The sequence below is a fragment of the Bacteroides sp. 1001136B_160425_E2 genome, from assembly GCF_015559655.1.
In the GTDB taxonomy this organism is placed as follows: domain Bacteria; phylum Bacteroidota; class Bacteroidia; order Bacteroidales; family Bacteroidaceae; genus Bacteroides; species Bacteroides luhongzhouii.
Genome location: NZ_JADMQH010000001.1, coordinates 60,262 through 77,621, shown reverse-complemented (window position 1 = coordinate 77,621; position 17,360 = coordinate 60,262). Strand labels below are relative to the sequence as shown.

At 40.9% G+C, this 17,360-nt stretch carries 10 protein-coding genes; all 10 read left to right on the top strand.

The genetic code is table 11. From position 1 onward, the window contains the following. Nucleotides 1-3: 3 nt before the first annotated feature. The 10 genes from rhaT (at nucleotide 4) to I2I04_RS00205 (ending at nucleotide 17,311) form a co-directional block, all read left to right on the top strand. The gene (rhaT, locus tag I2I04_RS00250) at nucleotides 4-1,023 is read left to right on the top strand and encodes an L-rhamnose/proton symporter RhaT (protein ID WP_195471857.1); all 1,020 of its coding nucleotides are present in this window, start codon (nucleotides 4-6) and stop codon (nucleotides 1,021-1,023) included. Nucleotides 1,024-1,117: 94 nt separating this feature from the next. Continuing rightward, nucleotides 1,118-1,927, top strand: a complete 810-nt coding sequence (rhaD, locus tag I2I04_RS00245) for a rhamnulose-1-phosphate aldolase (RefSeq protein WP_143257049.1) — start codon at nucleotides 1,118-1,120, stop codon at nucleotides 1,925-1,927. Between the two features lie 19 nt (nucleotides 1,928-1,946). After that, nucleotides 1,947-3,101, top strand: coding sequence for a lactaldehyde reductase (gene fucO, locus I2I04_RS00240; RefSeq protein WP_143257050.1), 1,155 nt, complete (start codon nucleotides 1,947-1,949; stop codon nucleotides 3,099-3,101). Nucleotides 3,102-3,243: 142 nt separating this feature from the next. Further along, nucleotides 3,244-4,143, top strand: coding sequence for an AraC family transcriptional regulator (locus I2I04_RS00235; RefSeq protein WP_143257051.1), 900 nt, complete (start codon nucleotides 3,244-3,246; stop codon nucleotides 4,141-4,143). Between the two features lie 109 nt (nucleotides 4,144-4,252). After that, on the top strand, nucleotides 4,253-8,278 hold the full coding sequence (locus I2I04_RS00230) for a two-component regulator propeller domain-containing protein (RefSeq protein WP_195654001.1): 4,026 nt from the start codon (nucleotides 4,253-4,255) through the stop codon (nucleotides 8,276-8,278). A 336-nt stretch (nucleotides 8,279-8,614) separates the two neighbouring features. Continuing rightward, complete coding sequence (locus I2I04_RS00225; protein ID WP_195654000.1) at nucleotides 8,615-11,752, top strand: SusC/RagA family TonB-linked outer membrane protein; 3,138 nt, start codon at nucleotides 8,615-8,617, stop codon at nucleotides 11,750-11,752. A 13-nt stretch (nucleotides 11,753-11,765) separates the two neighbouring features. Further along, nucleotides 11,766-13,235, top strand: coding sequence for a RagB/SusD family nutrient uptake outer membrane protein (locus I2I04_RS00220; RefSeq protein ID WP_143257054.1), 1,470 nt, complete (start codon nucleotides 11,766-11,768; stop codon nucleotides 13,233-13,235). Between the two features lie 13 nt (nucleotides 13,236-13,248). Then, nucleotides 13,249-13,860: a fasciclin domain-containing protein gene (locus I2I04_RS00215; protein ID WP_195653999.1), complete on the top strand. Its 612-nt coding sequence runs from the start codon at nucleotides 13,249-13,251 to the stop codon at nucleotides 13,858-13,860. Between the two features lie 28 nt (nucleotides 13,861-13,888). Next, the gene (locus I2I04_RS00210; RefSeq protein WP_195653998.1) at nucleotides 13,889-15,451 is read left to right on the top strand and encodes a hypothetical protein; all 1,563 of its coding nucleotides are present in this window, start codon (nucleotides 13,889-13,891) and stop codon (nucleotides 15,449-15,451) included. 303 nt (nucleotides 15,452-15,754) lie between these two features. After that, nucleotides 15,755-17,311, top strand: coding sequence for a hypothetical protein (locus I2I04_RS00205; protein ID WP_195653997.1), 1,557 nt, complete (start codon nucleotides 15,755-15,757; stop codon nucleotides 17,309-17,311). Nucleotides 17,312-17,360 lie beyond the last annotated feature (49 nt).

Here is a 17,360-nt window from a genome sequence, read left to right as displayed (position 1 = left end):
GTTATGGAAATCTTAATCGGCTTATTGATTATAGCTATCGGTAGCTTTTGCCAGTCCAGTTCTTATGTACCTATTAAGAAGGTAAAGGAATGGAGCTGGGAAAGCTTCTGGTTAATACAAGGTGTATTTGCCTGGTTAGTGTTCCCGTTCCTGGGTTCACTGCTGGGTGTACCCCAAGAGAGCAGTTTGTTCGACTTGTGGGGAGCGGGAGGTGCTGGAATGAGCATCTTTTATGGTATATTGTGGGGAGTAGGAGGTTTGACTTTCGGACTTTCCATGCGCTATTTGGGTGTTGCGCTCGGACAAAGTATCTCACTGGGTACTTGTGCCGGTTTCGGTACCCTTCTTCCGGCTCTTTTTGCTGGTACAAATTTGTTTGAAGGTAACGGGCTGATTCTTTTATTGGGTGTTTGCATCACGTTGGCAGGTATTGCTATTATCGGGTATGCCGGTAGTTTGCGTGCGCAAAACATGAGTGAAGAAGAAAAACGTGCTGCCGTAAAAGACTTTGCGTTGACAAAAGGGTTACTGGTCGCACTCTTGGCTGGTGTCATGAGTGCCTGCTTTGCTTTGGGACTGGATGCAGGAACACCTATTAAAGAAGCCGCTTTGGCTGGTGGAGTGGAAGGACTTTATGCTGGTCTTCCGGTTATCTTCCTGGTTACGCTTGGCGGCTTTCTGACAAATGCTGCTTACTGTTTGCAACAGAATGTGGCTAATAAATCGATGGGTGACTATGCTAAAGGAAAAGTGTGGGGCAATAATCTAGTATTCTGTGCATTGGCTGGTGTACTATGGTATATGCAGTTCTTCGGGCTGGAAATGGGTAAGAGCTTTCTTACGGAAAGCCCGGTACTGTTGGCTTTCTCCTGGTGTATCCTGATGGCATTGAATGTAACTTTTAGTAATGTTTGGGGAATAATTCTGAAAGAATGGAAAGGTGTGTCAAACAAGACCATAACTGTGCTGATAGCTGGTCTGATCGTACTTGTCTTCTCTTTAGTGTTCCCAAATTTGTTTTAAAAAAATCAAGAACGGATTACACGGATTACGCAGTTTTTTTATAACTTGCGACAAAATCCGTGTAATCCGTGCCTAATTAAAATATATATATATAATGAAATCAATTTTAGAGAATCGTCCGGCACTTGCCAAAGAAGTAAACAAGGTAGCAGAAGTTGCCGGATACTTGTGGCAAAAAGGATGGGCTGAACGCAATGGTGGTAATATCACTGTTAATATCACAGAGTTTGTAGACGATGAAATCCGTCAGATGAAGCCGATCAGCGAAGTAAAATCTATCGGTGTGACTCTTCCTTATCTGAAAGGCTGCTATTTCTACTGCAAGGGAACTAATAAACGCATGCGTGATTTAGCCCGCTGGCCGATGGAAAATGGTTCGGTAATCCGTATCCTGGATGACTGTGCCAGCTATGTGATTATTGCGGATGAAGCTGTAGCTCCGACATCGGAACTGCCTTCTCACTTGAGCGTACACAATGACCTGTTGAGCAAAAACTCTCCTTATAAGGCATCTGTACATACACACCCGATTGAACTGATTGCTATGACACATTGTCCGAAGTTTCTGGAAAAAGATGTGGCTACCAATCTGTTGTGGAGTATGATTCCTGAAACAAAGGCATTCTGCCCGCGTGGTTTGGGTATCATTCCTTATCAATTGCCTAGCTCGGTGGAATTGGCTGAAGCTACCATCAAAGAACTGCAGGACTACGATGTTGTGATGTGGGAGAAGCATGGCGTATTTGCGGTAGATTGCGATGCGATGCAGGCGTTCGATCAGATTGACGTACTCAATAAGTCGGCTCTGATTTATATCGCAGCTAAAAATATGGGCTTCGAACCGGATGGTATGAGTCAGGAACAGATGAAAGAAATGTCAGTAGCTTTCAATCTTCCTAAATAAAACAACAAATAGCACAATTATGAATCGCATTATTTTAAATGAAACTTCTTACTTCGGTGCCGGATGCCGTAGTGTTATTGCTGTGGAAGCAGCCAGACGTGGCTTTAAGAAAGCCTTTTTTGTAACGGATAAAGACCTGATCAAGTTTGGGGTGGCTGCCGAAATCATTAAAGTATTTGATGAGAACCAGATTCCTTACGAACTTTATAGTGATGTAAAAGCTAATCCCACTATTGCAAATGTACAAAACGGTGTGGCTGCATACAAAGCCTCCGGAGCCGATTTTATCGTTGCTTTGGGCGGCGGCTCTTCCATCGATACTGCCAAAGGAATCGGTATTGTTGTGAACAATCCGGATTTTGCAGACGTGAAATCTCTGGAAGGGGTAGCCGATACCAAACATAAAGCGGTGCCTACTTTCGCGCTGCCTACTACTGCCGGAACAGCTGCCGAGGTAACTATCAATTACGTGATTATTGATGAAGATGCCCGCAAGAAAATGGTTTGTGTAGATCCGAACGATATTCCTGCCGTAGCTATCGTAGACCCCGAACTGATGTACTCAATGCCAAAAGGACTGACTGCTGCTACAGGTATGGATGCTTTGACTCATGCCATCGAAAGTTATATCACTCCGGGTGCCTGGGTAATGAGCGATATGTTCGAATTGAAAGCCATTGAGATGATTGCTCAAAACTTGAAGGCAGCTGTGGATAATGGTAAAGATGTGGCAGCCCGCGAAGCTATGTCACAGGCACAATATATTGCCGGTATGGGATTCTCGAATGTCGGTTTAGGAATTGTTCACTCGATGGCTCATCCGTTAGGTGCGTTCTATGATACTCCTCATGGAGTAGCTAATGCCTTATTGTTGCCGTATGTGATGGAATACAACGCTGAATCTCCGGCAGCACCGAAATATATCCATATTGCGAAAGCAATGGGAGTAGACACTGCCGGAATGAGTGAAGCGGAGGGAGTAAGAGCTGCCATTGAAGCGGTGAAAGCACTTTCTGTCAGCATCAATATACCGCAGAAATTACATGAAATCAATGTGAAGGAAGAAGATATTCCTGCACTGGCTGTAGCCGCTTTCAATGATGTTTGCACAGGTGGTAATCCTCGTCCCACTTCAATAGAAGATATCGAAGCTCTATATCGCAAAGCTTTCTAAATCTGGCTGTATAGGGTTTGTCTCAGATAAACATCCGGAGATACCTGAAGGTACGTTCCGGATGTTTTTTTGTATCCTGGCGTGTGTTTTCTGAAAATAATGTCTATTTTTGTCCAACTCAATTGCATGAAAACACACTGATATGATCGAGGATAATAGTTTAGGATTAGAATTTAAATATCTGATTGTAAATGACATGGACCGTAAATTCGGCCTGTGGGTAAATACCGTCGGCTATCAGTCCATTCCTCCCGATTCACCTTATCCGTTGAAAGAGCATCCTTCCGGTTACTTCTTTAATGCGGAAAAAGGAAGAGTGCTTCGTGAGTATCAATTGGTTTATATCACCAAGGGACGTGGTTTGTTTTCATCCGATTCTACTTCCGAGAAGCAGGTTTGTAAAGGCCGGCTGATGGTATTGTTTCCCGGACAATGGCATACTTATCGCCCATTGCGGCAGACTGGTTGGACGGAATATTATATCGGTTTCGAGGGGCCTATGATAGACGCCATTGTTAATGATGCTTTTTTGTCGCAAGAACAACAAATACTGGAAATTGGCATTAATGAAGAGTTGGTCTCATTATTCTCCCGTGCTCTTGCTGTGGCCGAAGCAGATAAGATTTCCGCGCAACAATATCTTTCCGGGATTGTGCTCCACATGATAGGAATGATTCTTTCTGTTTCCAAGAATAAGTTTTTTGAGATGAGTGACGTGGATCAGAAGATTGAACAGGCAAAAATCATTATGAATGAAAATGTTGCCGGCAATGTGGACCCGGAAGAGTTGGCTATGCGACTTAATATTAGTTATTCATGGTTCCGACGTGTTTTTAAGGAGTATACAGGCTATGCTCCGGCTAAATATTTTCAGGAATTGAAACTTCGTAAGGCTAAACAAATGTTGGTAGGAACTTCCCAGTCAGTAAAAGAGATTTCTTTTTTTCTAGGTTTCCAGTCAACCGAATATTTTTTCTCTTTTTTCAAGAAACGTACGGGGCTTACTCCATTGGAGTATCGTTCGTTCGGGCGGGAAGAATGAATAGGATGAAGTTCCATATCTATTAGTTATTGGGTTCTGATTTTGGGAATATCATAAAAACAGTTACTTTTGTGGTAAGATTAATGTGTTATAAACCATCATTCTTGATATGCGCGGACAAAAACTATCTAATATCCATTTTCTTATTCTGCTATCTCTTTTTGGATTTGTATCTCCTCTTCAATCACAGGAATATAAGTTCAGAACATTAGGTGTGGAGGATGGATTGTCGCAAATAACGGTGAGCGATATTTGCCAGGATGAGAAGTCGCGTATATGGATTGCCACGCTGGATGGTTTGAATTGTTTCGATGGCAATCATATCAAAGTCTTTAATCATTTTCATAACGACTCCATCAGTTATGGTAATTTATATGTGACTCAGATGGTGGAAGACGGTCAGGGGAGTCTTTTTCTCTTGACTTCTACCGGACTTTTTCAGTTCGACCTTGAAACGGAGAAATATTATATTCTTCCGGTGTCTTCTCCTTCCACTCTTGCCAAAGGAAAGCTGGGAGTGTGGATTGCAGAAGGGGGAAAACTCTTCTTGTATGATAAGAATACCCGTTCCGTGAAACCAATGTATGCGGACTTACATTTGCCGGATAGTGGGCCGACGATGGTGGAAGGTTCGGAAGGAAATCTTTGGGTTGCTTTGAAGGATGGTGGGGTGATGCGTGTAGATACTTGTGGATCGATGTCGCTTCATTTGCCCGGAGTCAAGGTGATGAAACTGATAAAAAGTAACGATCAGAATATTTGGATCGGTTCGCAGGATCATGGCGTTTTCTGTTTTTCACCTCAAGGTGCAGTCATACATCACTATGAATATAATGACAAGAGTGTTTTCACGGTCCGGGATGATATGGCAAGAGCGTTATGTCAGGATTTGGAAGGGAATATATGGGTAGGTTATAGAAGTGGATTGAGTAAGATTGAAGTGGCTACCGGTAAAATATATCATTATCAGGCGGATCCTAACCGGGTGGGGGCTATGTCTAATCGTTCGGTGACTTCTCTTTATACAGACAAACAAGGAACTGTCTGGGTGGGGACCTATTGGGGCGGTGTGAACTTCTTCTCCCCGGAATATCAACATTTTGTACATTATCATGCTTCAGACACCGGATTGTCTTTTCCGGTGGTGGGTGCTATGGCGGAAGATAAATCCGGAAACATATGGATATGTACTGAAGGAGGAGGGCTGGATTTATATCAACCGGAACAAGGTACATTCAAGCATTTTAATGCGCATACCGGATATCATTTTAGTACGGATTATCTGAAAGATGTCGTTTTTGATGAGGTTAATAACTGTTTGTGGATTGCCGCTGACTTTACAAATAAGGTCAACTGTTTTCATCTTGATAACTATCGGAATGACATATATGACCTCGAACCGCTCGGAGAGGAAAGTGTGGGAGAAGCCCTGTTTGCTTTGGCCGATACTCCTCGTAAGTTATATGTCGGCACAACATCAGCAGTTGTCAGTCTGGATAAACAGACCTTAAAAACTGAAGTGTTGCTTCATCAAAAGGAGTTGTTTACACATAATTATAACACTTTGTTGCTTGATTCGAAAAACCGGCTATGGTTTGCTTCCGATGATGGTTGTGTAGCTTATGTGATTGATGAAGGGCGGTTTGAAACGTATAGGATAAGTCTGAAGAAGCAGGTCAGATCTCAAAAAGAGCTGGTCAATGTCATCTATGAAGATCGAAAGGGAAACATTTGGGTAGGAACACATGGCAACGGGCTTTTCTTGTTGGATAAGAAAGACCGTTTGTTTCGCTTACATACTTCTGAAAGCGTATTGTCGGGAGAAAATATCAGAGTGTTGGGTGAAACACCTTCCGGAAATTTGCTGATTGGTACGGGACATGGATTGTCAATGTTGGAACAGAAAGACGGGAAAGTGATAAACTTCAATTCTAAAACAGGATTCCCGCTGACTCTTGTCAACCGGAAATCCATGCATGTATCCCGCAATCATGATATTTATATGGGAGGAGCTACCGGCTTGGTTACCATTCGCGAAAGTAGTTTGTCTTATCCTCCGAAAATATACGATTTGGAGTTGGCGCATTTGTATGTCAATAACAAAGAGATAACCACAGGCGATCAGACCGGAATCCTAAATAAATCTTTTGCCTATACCGACCGGATTAAATTGAATTATTTGCAGAATGTGTTTTCTATCGGTTTCTCGACAGATAATTTTCTGCACATCGGCGGTGGTGAGGTAGAATATCGATTGATAGGTTCTAATGATGAATGGAGTGAGAATCGTTTGGGAAATGATATTACTTATACGAATATATCTCCGGGTGATTATGTTTTTGAGATCAGGCTGAAGAACTTTCCGGAAGTAATCAGATCTCTTCATATAACGATCACACCCCCTTTTTATGCCACCTGGTGGGCCTATACCATTTATATATGTGTGATTCTGACAATTCTATTCTTTGTGGTGAGAGAATATAGAATCCGTTTATTCCTGAAAACATCATTGGACTTTGAACTTCGTGAGAAACAGTATATTGAAGAAATGAACCAATCCAAACTGCGTTTCTTTACTAATATCTCACATGAAATCAGAACCCCTATTACCCTTATCCTGGGGCAGGTTGATTTGCTACTGAATTCCGGTAAGTTGTCTACCTATGCCTATTCGAAATTACTGAATATACATAAAAATGCCGGTAACCTGAAATCATTGATAACAGAGTTACTTGATTTCCGTAAACAGGAACAGGGACTTTTGAAACTGAAAGTTTCTCAATTTGACTTACATTCTCTACTCGAAGAGCATTATGTTTTGTTCAAAGAATTGGCAGCTAACAGGAATATTTCGTTTGTTTTGCATGCAGAATGTGAGCAATGTCTTGTGTGGGGAGATCGTATGCAACTACAGAAAGTGGTTAATAACCTGTTGTCGAATGCTTTTAAATATACTTCAGACGGTGGAAGTATCAGTATGGAACTGGCTGATGGAACAGATGAATGTATGTTTTCCGTTTCAGACAATGGAGCGGGGATATCTGAGGAAGATTACGTGAAGATATTCGAACGATTCTATCAGGTTGAGAATATAGGACAGTATGGAGGAACGGGTATCGGATTGGCTTTAAGTCAAGGTATTGTGAAAGCTCATCAGGGAGACATAACTGTAGAGAGTCAGTTGGGGAAAGGTTCATGTTTTAAGGTCACTCTGAAAAAGGGGGATGCACACTTTGATTCTTCTGTTGCCCGGGTTGAACCGGAGCAGGATAAGGAATATATTTATTATTCGGAAGATAAAGAACTATTGGTTAAGGAGGTACAGTCGGCTCAAAATGAGAGTGGGACTACTGACTGCAAGCTATTGGTTATTGATGATAATGAAGAAATCAGAAATATCCTTGTAGATATCTTTTCTCCATTGTACACGGTTGAGACTGCAAGTGATGGTGAAGAAGGGTATGAGAAAGTAAAAATGATGCAACCTGATTTGGTTATTTCGGATATCATGATGCCCGGAATGCCCGGAACGGAATTATGTGCCAAAATTAAGAACAATATAGAAACCTGCCATATCCCCGTCGTTCTTCTGACAGCTCTTAGTGCGCCGGAACGCGAATTGGAAGGATTGAGAATTGGAGCGGATATTTATGTGGTAAAACCATTTAATATGCGGCGGTTGGTTATGCAATGCAATAATCTGATTAATACTCGCAGACTCTTACAGAATAAATATGCCCATCAGCTGGATAGCAAAGCAGAGAAGATTGCAACGAATGAACTCGACCAAAAGTTTATCGAACAAGCGACACAGGTGGTAGAAGATAATATGGAAAATCCCGAATTTAGTGTAGATGTCTTCTCACGTGAGATGGGGGTAGGGCGTACTGTCTTATTTCAGAAGATAAAAGGTATCACGGGAAGTACGCCAAATAATTTTATCATGAACCTGCGTCTGAAAAAAGCGGCATATTTTCTGCTGAATGCTCCGGAAATGAATATATCGGATATTGCTTACCGGTTAGGATTTGGAAATCCTCAATACTTCAATAAATGCTTTAAAGAACTTTTTGATATTGCTCCTACGCAATATCGAAAAGCTCATAATACCTCCTCCGAACCCTCTGTGAAGTGATTAAAATAAGTCATCTGAATTTTTAGACTAGATAAAACGAACAATTCGATAGGGTGCAATATGCTCAAATACGATACTTTTGTGGCGTTGGATAATGCCAGCTTGTACTTGAGTTTTCTTTGATTGGGTGTGTCCGCACACACTTTTATTTGATGGACCGGGTACTGTGTAATCTTTATTCTAATATAATAATTATTGTATAGTATTATGAAAGACGAACACTTGTATAACAAATAGAAAGATAACATCTTATTGGAGAGAATCAATATATTTCCCCCAATTAATTAAGTAGTGAGTAAAACCTTGATAATTAACCAATTTAATTTTATTCTAGTTATGAAAAATTTGCAGAGTAGGACAAAAGTGCGGTTGTTGCAGTCGTTCCTTTTGATTTCCTTGAGTCTCTTTTTCCTTGTTGATCCGACTTATGCTCAAGGCGGGTTTGCAGTGAAGGGAGTTATTGTGGATAAAACAGGATTTCCTTTGCCTGGCGCCAACGTGATGGAGAAAGGAACATCTAATGGGACAATTACGGATTTAGATGGTAATTTCTCATTGAATGTTTCAAAGAAGGGAGTTACCTTGACTGTATCATTTATGGGATATACCCCTAAAGATGTAGTAGTGAAAGATAAAACAATGAATATTACGCTTGAAGAAAACTCTAAGCTATTGGACGAAGTAGTGGTAGTGGGTTATGGTACGATGAAAAAGCGTGATGTAACAGGAGCTATTACTTCCATCTCAAGCGAGGCTATTGAGCAAAAAATGGCTACCAATGTTTTTGAAGCATTGCAGGGTACTACTGCCGGTGTACAGGTTGTGTCCGGTTCCGGACAGCCCGGTGAATCTTCTTCTATTAAAATCCGTGGTACTTCCACTTTCTCTGCCGAAGGAGTGACTCCTCTCTATATTGTAGACGGTGTTCCTTTGGAAAGTATCGATGGTATCAATACCAATGATATTACTTCTATGGAGATTTTGAAGGATGCCGCTTCTGCGGCTATCTACGGTTCCCGTTCGGCGAACGGGGTGATTATCATCACTACCAAAAGTGGTCAGGAAGGTAAAGCCCGTATTGATATCAAGTATAATCACTCATGGGGTACATTGTCTCACAAGGTGCCACAGGCAAACCGTAAAGAACGTTTGTTGTACGACCAATATCGTAAAGAGTATTTTGAAACATACGGCGGAGGTAATCCGGATGAAAGTAGTGATATACTGAATGATCCGTTGAACTCTTTCTTTAATGTGGATAACGATTATTTGGACATGATTACAAGCACTGCACAAAAAGACCAGGTGGATATCAGTGTAGGTGGTGGTACAAAGAAACTGAAATATTTCATCAATACCGGTTATTATAACGAGAAGGGTATTATTTCCAATACCGGTTTCCAGAGATTGAATACTCGTATCAACTCCGATTATTCACCGACAGACTGGATGAATATGGGTAGCCGTATTTCTTTGACTTATTCTAAAAAGAAAGGTCTGAATGAAGGTACTTTATTGAGCGCAGTATTGACTCGTCGTCCTTATTTCAATACTTATTATCCGGATGGCTCTCTGGTCGGAGTGTTCAATGGTCAGAAGAACCCTATTGCGCAGGTCAATTATACCACCGACTTTACTGATTCTTATAAGGCTAACTTCTTCCAGTTCTTTGAAATCAAATTCAACAAGTATTTGAAGTTCAGAGCCAATATTAATGCCAATTTTTATCTGGATAAGCGTAAAAAACTCGAACCGAGTCTTATCACTGATGAATGGCAGAAACAGAATAAAGGTTATTCTTATAATTACTTGAACTGGAACTGGATGAATGAAGACATCCTTACTTATGCACGCAAAATAAAAGATCATAATTTTACGGCCATGGTAGGTGTCAGCGCTCAGCAGTGGCGTTATGAAAACGAAACATTTGTGGGGATAAACTCGTCTACAGATTTTATCTATACAATGAATGCTTTTGCCGCAAACCTGGATTTGTCATCTACAGGCTCCACATTAAGCAATCACTCTATGGCTTCCGTTTTTGCCCGTGTGACTTATGATTATAAAGGAAGATATTTGCTCAATGCCATTATGCGTCGTGACGGTTCTTCTCGTTTTGCCAAAGAGAACAAATGGGGTAATTTCCCTTCCGTATCTGTGGGATGGCGTTTTTCGGATGAGAAATTCATGAAGTTCTCGAAAAAGTTTCTCGAAGATGGTAAGATCCGTGCAAGTTTCGGTATCACGGGTAACGAAGCAATCGGAAACTACGACTATATCTACTCTTATTCTCCGAATTCTATTTATGACGGAGTGGGTGGCGTTATTCCGACTCGTATTGGTAAGGACAATCTGAAATGGGAGGAAACTAAACAATTCAACCTTGGTCTGGACCTGAATTTCTGGAATAGTCGTTTGACAATCACTGCCGATTACTACGATAAATATACAGACGGTTTGCTGGCAAACTACCAGTTGCCTAAAGAATCCGGTTTTGCATATATGAAAACCAATGTCGGTGAAATGAGTAACCGCGGTTTTGAAATAGCTGTTACCGGTGATATTATCCGCACGAAGGACTGGAAGTGGAATGCTTCTTTCAATATCTCCAGAAACATCAACCGTATTGAAAAATTGTCTGAAGGCAAGGCATATATGGAAGGTGATATTTGGTGGATGCAGGAAGGTGGCCGTGTGGGTGACTTCTACGGATTTAAAAGCGCGGGTGTCTTTGCATACGACGAATCGAATGCTTTCACTGATAAATGGGAACAGTTGACTCCGGTGTTTGAGAATGGCGTATTCCAATACAAGTATTTATTGAATGGAAAGGAATATGCAGGTAATATTCGTCAAAAGACATTGCCGAACGGTAAACCGTTCCGTGGAGGAGATTACAACTGGGAGGAACCGGAAGGAACCCGTGACGGTGTGATTGATGATAATGACCGTATGGTGATCGGTAATGCCATGCCTGATGTAACCGGAGGTTTGAACACAACGGTGACTTGGAAAAATGTAAGCCTGTATCTGGGATTCTATTATTCATTGGGAGGACAGATTTATAATTCGGCCGAACACAATCGTAACATGTTCAAATATACCGGAACCACTCCTTCACCGGAAGTCATTCATAATATGTGGTTGCATCCGGGCGATCAGGCCATCTATCCGCGTCCGTATAATGATGAATTCAACAATGCCCGCATGGGGAACTCGTTCTATCTGGAAGACGCTTCATTTATCCGTTTGCAGAACATACGTGTAGCCTACGATCTTCCTGAAAACTGGATAAAGAAGCTGATGTTGAAGAATATAAATATCTATGCTTTTGTAAACAACGCCTTGACATGGACCAACTACTCGGGATTCGATCCGGAATTCTCTACCAGCAATCCTTTGCAGGTAGGTAAAGACTCTTACCGTTATCCGAGAAAGAGAGAATATGGTATTGGTTTTTCTGCAAACTTTTAATTGAAGATATCGTATGAAGAATATTAAATATTTTGTTGGAGCTGTATGTCTGGCTCTATCATTGAATAGCTGTTCAGACTTTCTGAATGAGGAACCGGTAAGTGAAATTCCGGCAGGTGACATGTGGCAGACTGCCCGTGACGCTAAGGCAGGTATAAATGAAATCTATGGATTGTTACGTTCCACTTTACGGGAGAACTACTTCTATTGGGGTGAGTTCCGTTCGGATAATGTAGCTCCCGGAGCGCCGGTAATGGCCGATCAGGCACGTGTTATCAACAACCTGATGTCTACGGACGAGAAATGCGCAAAGTGGACGACTCTGTATCAGATGATTAACCAGGCAAATCTGGCTATTAAATATATTCCTAATATCAGTATGCCTGATGTGGCAGACCGAAATGACTATCTCGGACAAGCTTATGCGTTGCGTGCTTTGGCCTATTTCTACGCTATCCGTGTTTGGGGAGATGTACCTTTGTTTACAGAACCTACAGAAAAGTATTCAGAAGCGATCTATAAAGAGCGTACGGATAAAAACTACATTTTGGAACATGTCATTCTTCCGGATCTGAAGAAAGCGGAAGGACTGATAAACCGCAACAAGAATTACGAACGTAAACGTATTTCTATTTGTGGCGTATGGGCCATCATGGCGGATGCTTATATGTGGAACGAAGAATATAATCTGGCCGATCAAACAATTGACAAGATGGCGACTATTGCTTCCAAAAAGGGCGGTCGTTTTGTAGACTTCGAACCTAACATTTCTACTTGGCATACCATGTTTACGGAAGAACTGACCAATAAACCTTCTGATGATACACCGGAAAATGATGAATATAACTCCAGAGAGTTTATTTTCCTTGTTCATTTCAATATGGATGAAGTCGGCACGAATGGTTACAGTTATATGTATCAATGGTTTTCCGGTTCAGGGAATCGTGCGGCAGTCATGTCTGATAAGTTTATGAGCATCTTTGATGAAAAGGATATGAAAGGTGATTTACGCAAAGATTATACAGTGAAGAATTATCAAAATGGAAATGAATTGCGTAAATATATGGCAGGTGACATTAGTAACTCTTTGAATAAGACATGCGAAGTAGCCTATCCAATCTATCGTTACACAGATATGATGTTGTTGCAAGCTGAAGCTCGTGCTCATCAGGGAAAATGGGGGGAAGCTTTGGATTTAGTAAAAACTGTACGTGACCGTGCCGGATTGAATACACTGACTGAAAATGATTTTGCTTCAGAAGAAGAGGTAGTCAATTATATCTTGCGTGAACGTCAGGTGGAGTTAGCCGGCGAAGGACGTCGTTGGTTTGATTTGCTGCGTACCGGAAAGTGGAAGGAAGTGATGAAACCGATTAACGGAATGGAGCAGGACGGCAATGAACTTTTCCCGATCCACTATTCACATATCTTGGAAAATCCGAAGATTGTACAGAATACGTATTATGGTAATACTAACAACTAAAAAGGTAGAAGCAATGAAAAAGACAATATTATATAAGACTCTTTTCTTTTGTTGGGCAATTTTGGCATTGACCGGTTGTGACCTGGACTTGCAAAAGAATTATGATTATGAGCCTTCGGTGGATGATCCGTATGTAAAAGTGACAGCGTGGGAATATTTTCAGGATCACAAAGATATGTTCTCGGAGTTGATAGCAGCTATTGAATATACAGGCTTAAAGGACTATTATACACAGACTGATAATAAATATACTTTTCTGGCTTTGAATAATGCCGGTATGCAGCTTTATCGGGAGAATGAATTTGCTGGTGTAGCTTCCATTACAGATTGTGATAAAGAAAAGGTGAAGAATATGTTGCTTTATCATATTGTAGATGGAGAATATAGTTCTTATGGGCAATTACAGGTAGAACCGATGTTCGTCTTGACTATGCTGAAAGGTGAGACTGGATTGATGACAATGTCTGTATGGAAAAATCCATGGCAGGCTGCAGTAGGTAAGATTCTGGTGAATCAGACCGGAAGCAACGGGAAATCTCCGCAACGGCAAGCTAAGACTAGCAATATTCTGCCGACAAATGGTGTGATTCATATATTTGAGAACTATTGCAAATATTCCAAATAACCACAGTTAATTAAAAAGAGAACTAATTATGATTCGTAAAATATATACCTTATTGATATTAGGACTTTGCTTGGGCTTTGCTGCCTGTGGCGACGATAATGATGGTCTGGATCCTAATGCAGCGGCTCCTGTGATCAATTTCCCTATGGAGCAACTGGACGTTGATTTGAATAAAGTAGACAATCTGCCGGTAGTGGCTGTTATTAAATCACAGGCAGGACTTCAGAGTGTGACAATGAAATTGCAGACAGTAGAGGGAGTGACAGAATATAAAACAGTAACCGACTTTTTCAATCCCAACTCTTATAGTCTCTCTGAAAACTTGGAATATAATGCTAACTACGAAGCCTTTATAATTGAGGCTACGGATAAACTGAATCATGTTACGAGCGGGACTTTACCAATTGCTGTTACCGATGTAATGGCACGTCCTGTCATAACATTCGATCCGGAAGAGATTGTATATGATGAGATGGATGAGAATCCGGTAATTCCTCGTACTACTTTCGAAGTTGTTTCGGAAGCTGGCTTGAAGGTCGTGGAAGTGTATTTGGTATCTGCCACCGGACAGGAATCAAAAGGAAGTGTAGAGCTGAATGGTAAAAAGGATTTTTCATATGATGAAATGATTAACTATAAAGAAGGCGATAAAGGTTTCAAAGTAAAAGCAGTGGATATATATGATAATGTTACCATTTCAACTTTACCAGTGGAATATAGAACAGTGCCAATACCCGTATTGACCTTGCCTGAATTGCCTATTTTTGCAACAACAGATGCTAAACAAGGAGTGCCGGTAAAGGTCGAATCTGTACGTGGAGTTCACGAAGTGATTATTTACCGTATTGAAAACGGACAGGAAGTCGAAGTCTTACGGGAACAGAAGAATGGTGAGAAACAATTGGACTATATTCCGGAAATAGATTTTACTGAAGCTACGTCTCAAATTAAAGTGGTGGTTTCTGATGGAAGAGTAGGAAAAGAAGCTGTCGGAACTGTGAAGGCATATGTAAATATGGATGTTGCCACAGTGAATATATCTAGTAAGACTTTTGCTAATAGTGCGCACGAAAAATATCCGGATGCTTATGGTTTGTTATCTTTCAAAGATTTAAAAACGTATTCTGTTGATTATGCATTAGCTAGTGCGGATAATGCGAAGAATGTTGATTTGAAATTCTATTGTATGGGAAAAGGTTCAAATGTAGCTTCAGAACCTCGTCTGTATTCTATAAATGCAGCAAAATCTGATGAGTATAAAGGTTCTAATGGTGCAGGTTTGAACACTGCGGCTGTAAAGAATAGGACTACGTTAGCCAAACTCTCCGACTTTGATTATGATAATGCAACAGTTACTTCTATTGCTTCTGAAATATCAGCCAGCTTGATTGTGAAAGAAGACTTGATTCCTATAGCGGAGGGAGATATTATTGCCTTTAAAACAGCATCAACTTCTGCAGCAGGTGGAAATAGGATCGGAGTAATGAGAATTATTAGTATGACACCATCTATCGGTGAAGGTGTTCTGAAGCCCGGAGATACAACCGCTCGTGTATTGACTGTTGAAATCAAATTCCCTAAGAAGAAGTAAACAGGGTAGTATTGGAATAAAGTTGTTTTCTGTCCGATACAAACTATAAACGAAGCTTACATTTTTATAAATGCAAGTTGCGTTTATAAAAATAAAGCTTGCGTTTATAGTTTATAATAAGGATAAAAGAAGTTTGCAACAAGAGGGAAGGAAGTTCTCTCCTAGTGGAGGATAACTTTTCTATTAATAGTCAACGCGAGAGTTATTAACAGCTATCCCGGTGAACTTAGATAGAATATACGAAAGATGCGATTGATAACAAGCACATTGGTTAAGTAATAATGTGCAGTAGCTGAAAGTAATATGAGAAAACATATAATATATAGGTATTTCCTCTTTTTATCTTTGGTCGGACTGATGCAATTAACGCTTGGTTGTTCCTCCTCTTCCAACGAAATAGAACCTTTGAAACCGGAAGGAGGAGATACTCCTTTGGAAAAAGATGAATATACTTTTATGAATGTAGAATACCGGAAATGGCAGAACGGAACTTTCCAGGCATGGACAACAGCAGATTCAAGGGAAACCCGTATCATTGATAATATGAATTGGTATACTCCCTCTTCGGGTTATAGCCGGACTGCATGGGGAGGACGAATCGGTTTTCAACCTTCATCTGTGGTTGGAAAAGAAGGTTTTTTCCGAGTGGCTAGTTGTGGAGACCGTTCTTATTTGCTGGATCCGGATAATGGAGCTGTTATTATTCATGGAATTCAGCATGTTCGTCCGGGAGAATCTACTGCTCATAAGAAGGCTTTCAGTATTCGATACGGTAGTGAGGCACGATGGAGTGAAGAGACAGGCAAACTGTTAGCAGACAATCATATAAACTATATTTCGTATGGTTCGAACCGTATTGAAGTATTTCCTGTTGCAGTACGTGCTAACTTGTTGACGCCTAAGACGCAAAAGATTGCTTATGCAGAGAATCTGTATCTGCTCCGTACCTTTATGTGGGATATGAGTAAGAATTTGGGCTATGCGTTTGATGATGACAAGTATAATCGCTTAGTTCTTCTTTTTGAACCGACATTTGCTACGTACATAGATCGTCTCGTACAAGAGAAGTCGGCTTTATTTGCCGGCGACAAGCATTTTATCGGCTTCTATCTTGACAATGAATTGCCGTTTGCCAGTTATCAGAATACTGACCCTTTGCGGGGAATTGATCTGAAACATTTCTTGTCTTTGCCCGAACGCTATAAAGCTGCCCGGGAGTATGCAGAAAAGTTCATGCGGGATAACGGTATAACTTCTGCCGGAGCGATCACCAAGAAAAATCAGGAAGACTTCCGGGGCATGGTTGCCGATTATTATTATCAGTTGACTACTGCCACCGTCAGGAAGTATGATAAAGAGCATTTGATTTTGGGAACACGTTTGCATGACTGGAGCAAATACAATCAGAAAGTGGTGGAAGCTTGTGCCCGTTATTGCGATCTTGTTTCCGTCAACTATTATGCACGTTGGCAACCGGAGGCAGATTTCTTGGCGAACCTGAAAGCATGGTGTGGAGCGAAACCTTTTTTGGTTTCGGAGTTCTATACGAAAGCGGAAGATGCCGGTTATCAAGGAACTGGATATGCCAATACCGAAGGAGGTGGATGGTTGGTACGTACACAGAAAAACAGAGGTGAGTTTTATCAGAACTTCTGTCTTCGTTTACTTGAAACCCGAAATTGTGTGGGTTGGGTACACTTTGAGTATAATGATGGATACGGTTCGGATGGAAAAGCGTCCAATAAAGGAGTCGTTTCCATCGAATACGAACCTTATGAATCTTTCCTGTCGCAGATGCGGCAGTTGAATCTTGCTGTTTATTCATTGATTGACTATTATGATACCAAATCGGTTCAGTAGATCAACGTAAACCATTAAAAGACAAATAGGAAAAAATAGAATTAAAATA

What these genes read in the sequence shown, in the direction of transcription:
- rhaT (WP_195471857.1), top strand. Translation starts at nt 4, where the DNA reads ATGGAAATCTTAATCGGCTTATTGATTATAGCTATCGGTAGCTTTTGC.
- rhaD (WP_143257049.1), top strand. Translation starts at nt 1,118, where the DNA reads ATGAAATCAATTTTAGAGAATCGTCCGGCACTTGCCAAAGAAGTAAAC.
- fucO (WP_143257050.1), top strand. Translation starts at nt 1,947, where the DNA reads ATGAATCGCATTATTTTAAATGAAACTTCTTACTTCGGTGCCGGATGC.
- I2I04_RS00235 (WP_143257051.1), top strand. Translation starts at nt 3,244, where the DNA reads ATGATCGAGGATAATAGTTTAGGATTAGAATTTAAATATCTGATTGTA.
- I2I04_RS00230 (WP_195654001.1), top strand. Translation starts at nt 4,253, where the DNA reads ATGCGCGGACAAAAACTATCTAATATCCATTTTCTTATTCTGCTATCT.
- I2I04_RS00225 (WP_195654000.1), top strand. Translation starts at nt 8,615, where the DNA reads ATGAAAAATTTGCAGAGTAGGACAAAAGTGCGGTTGTTGCAGTCGTTC.
- I2I04_RS00220 (WP_143257054.1), top strand. Translation starts at nt 11,766, where the DNA reads ATGAAGAATATTAAATATTTTGTTGGAGCTGTATGTCTGGCTCTATCA.
- I2I04_RS00215 (WP_195653999.1), top strand. Translation starts at nt 13,249, where the DNA reads ATGAAAAAGACAATATTATATAAGACTCTTTTCTTTTGTTGGGCAATT.
- I2I04_RS00210 (WP_195653998.1), top strand. Translation starts at nt 13,889, where the DNA reads ATGATTCGTAAAATATATACCTTATTGATATTAGGACTTTGCTTGGGC.
- I2I04_RS00205 (WP_195653997.1), top strand. Translation starts at nt 15,755, where the DNA reads ATGAGAAAACATATAATATATAGGTATTTCCTCTTTTTATCTTTGGTC.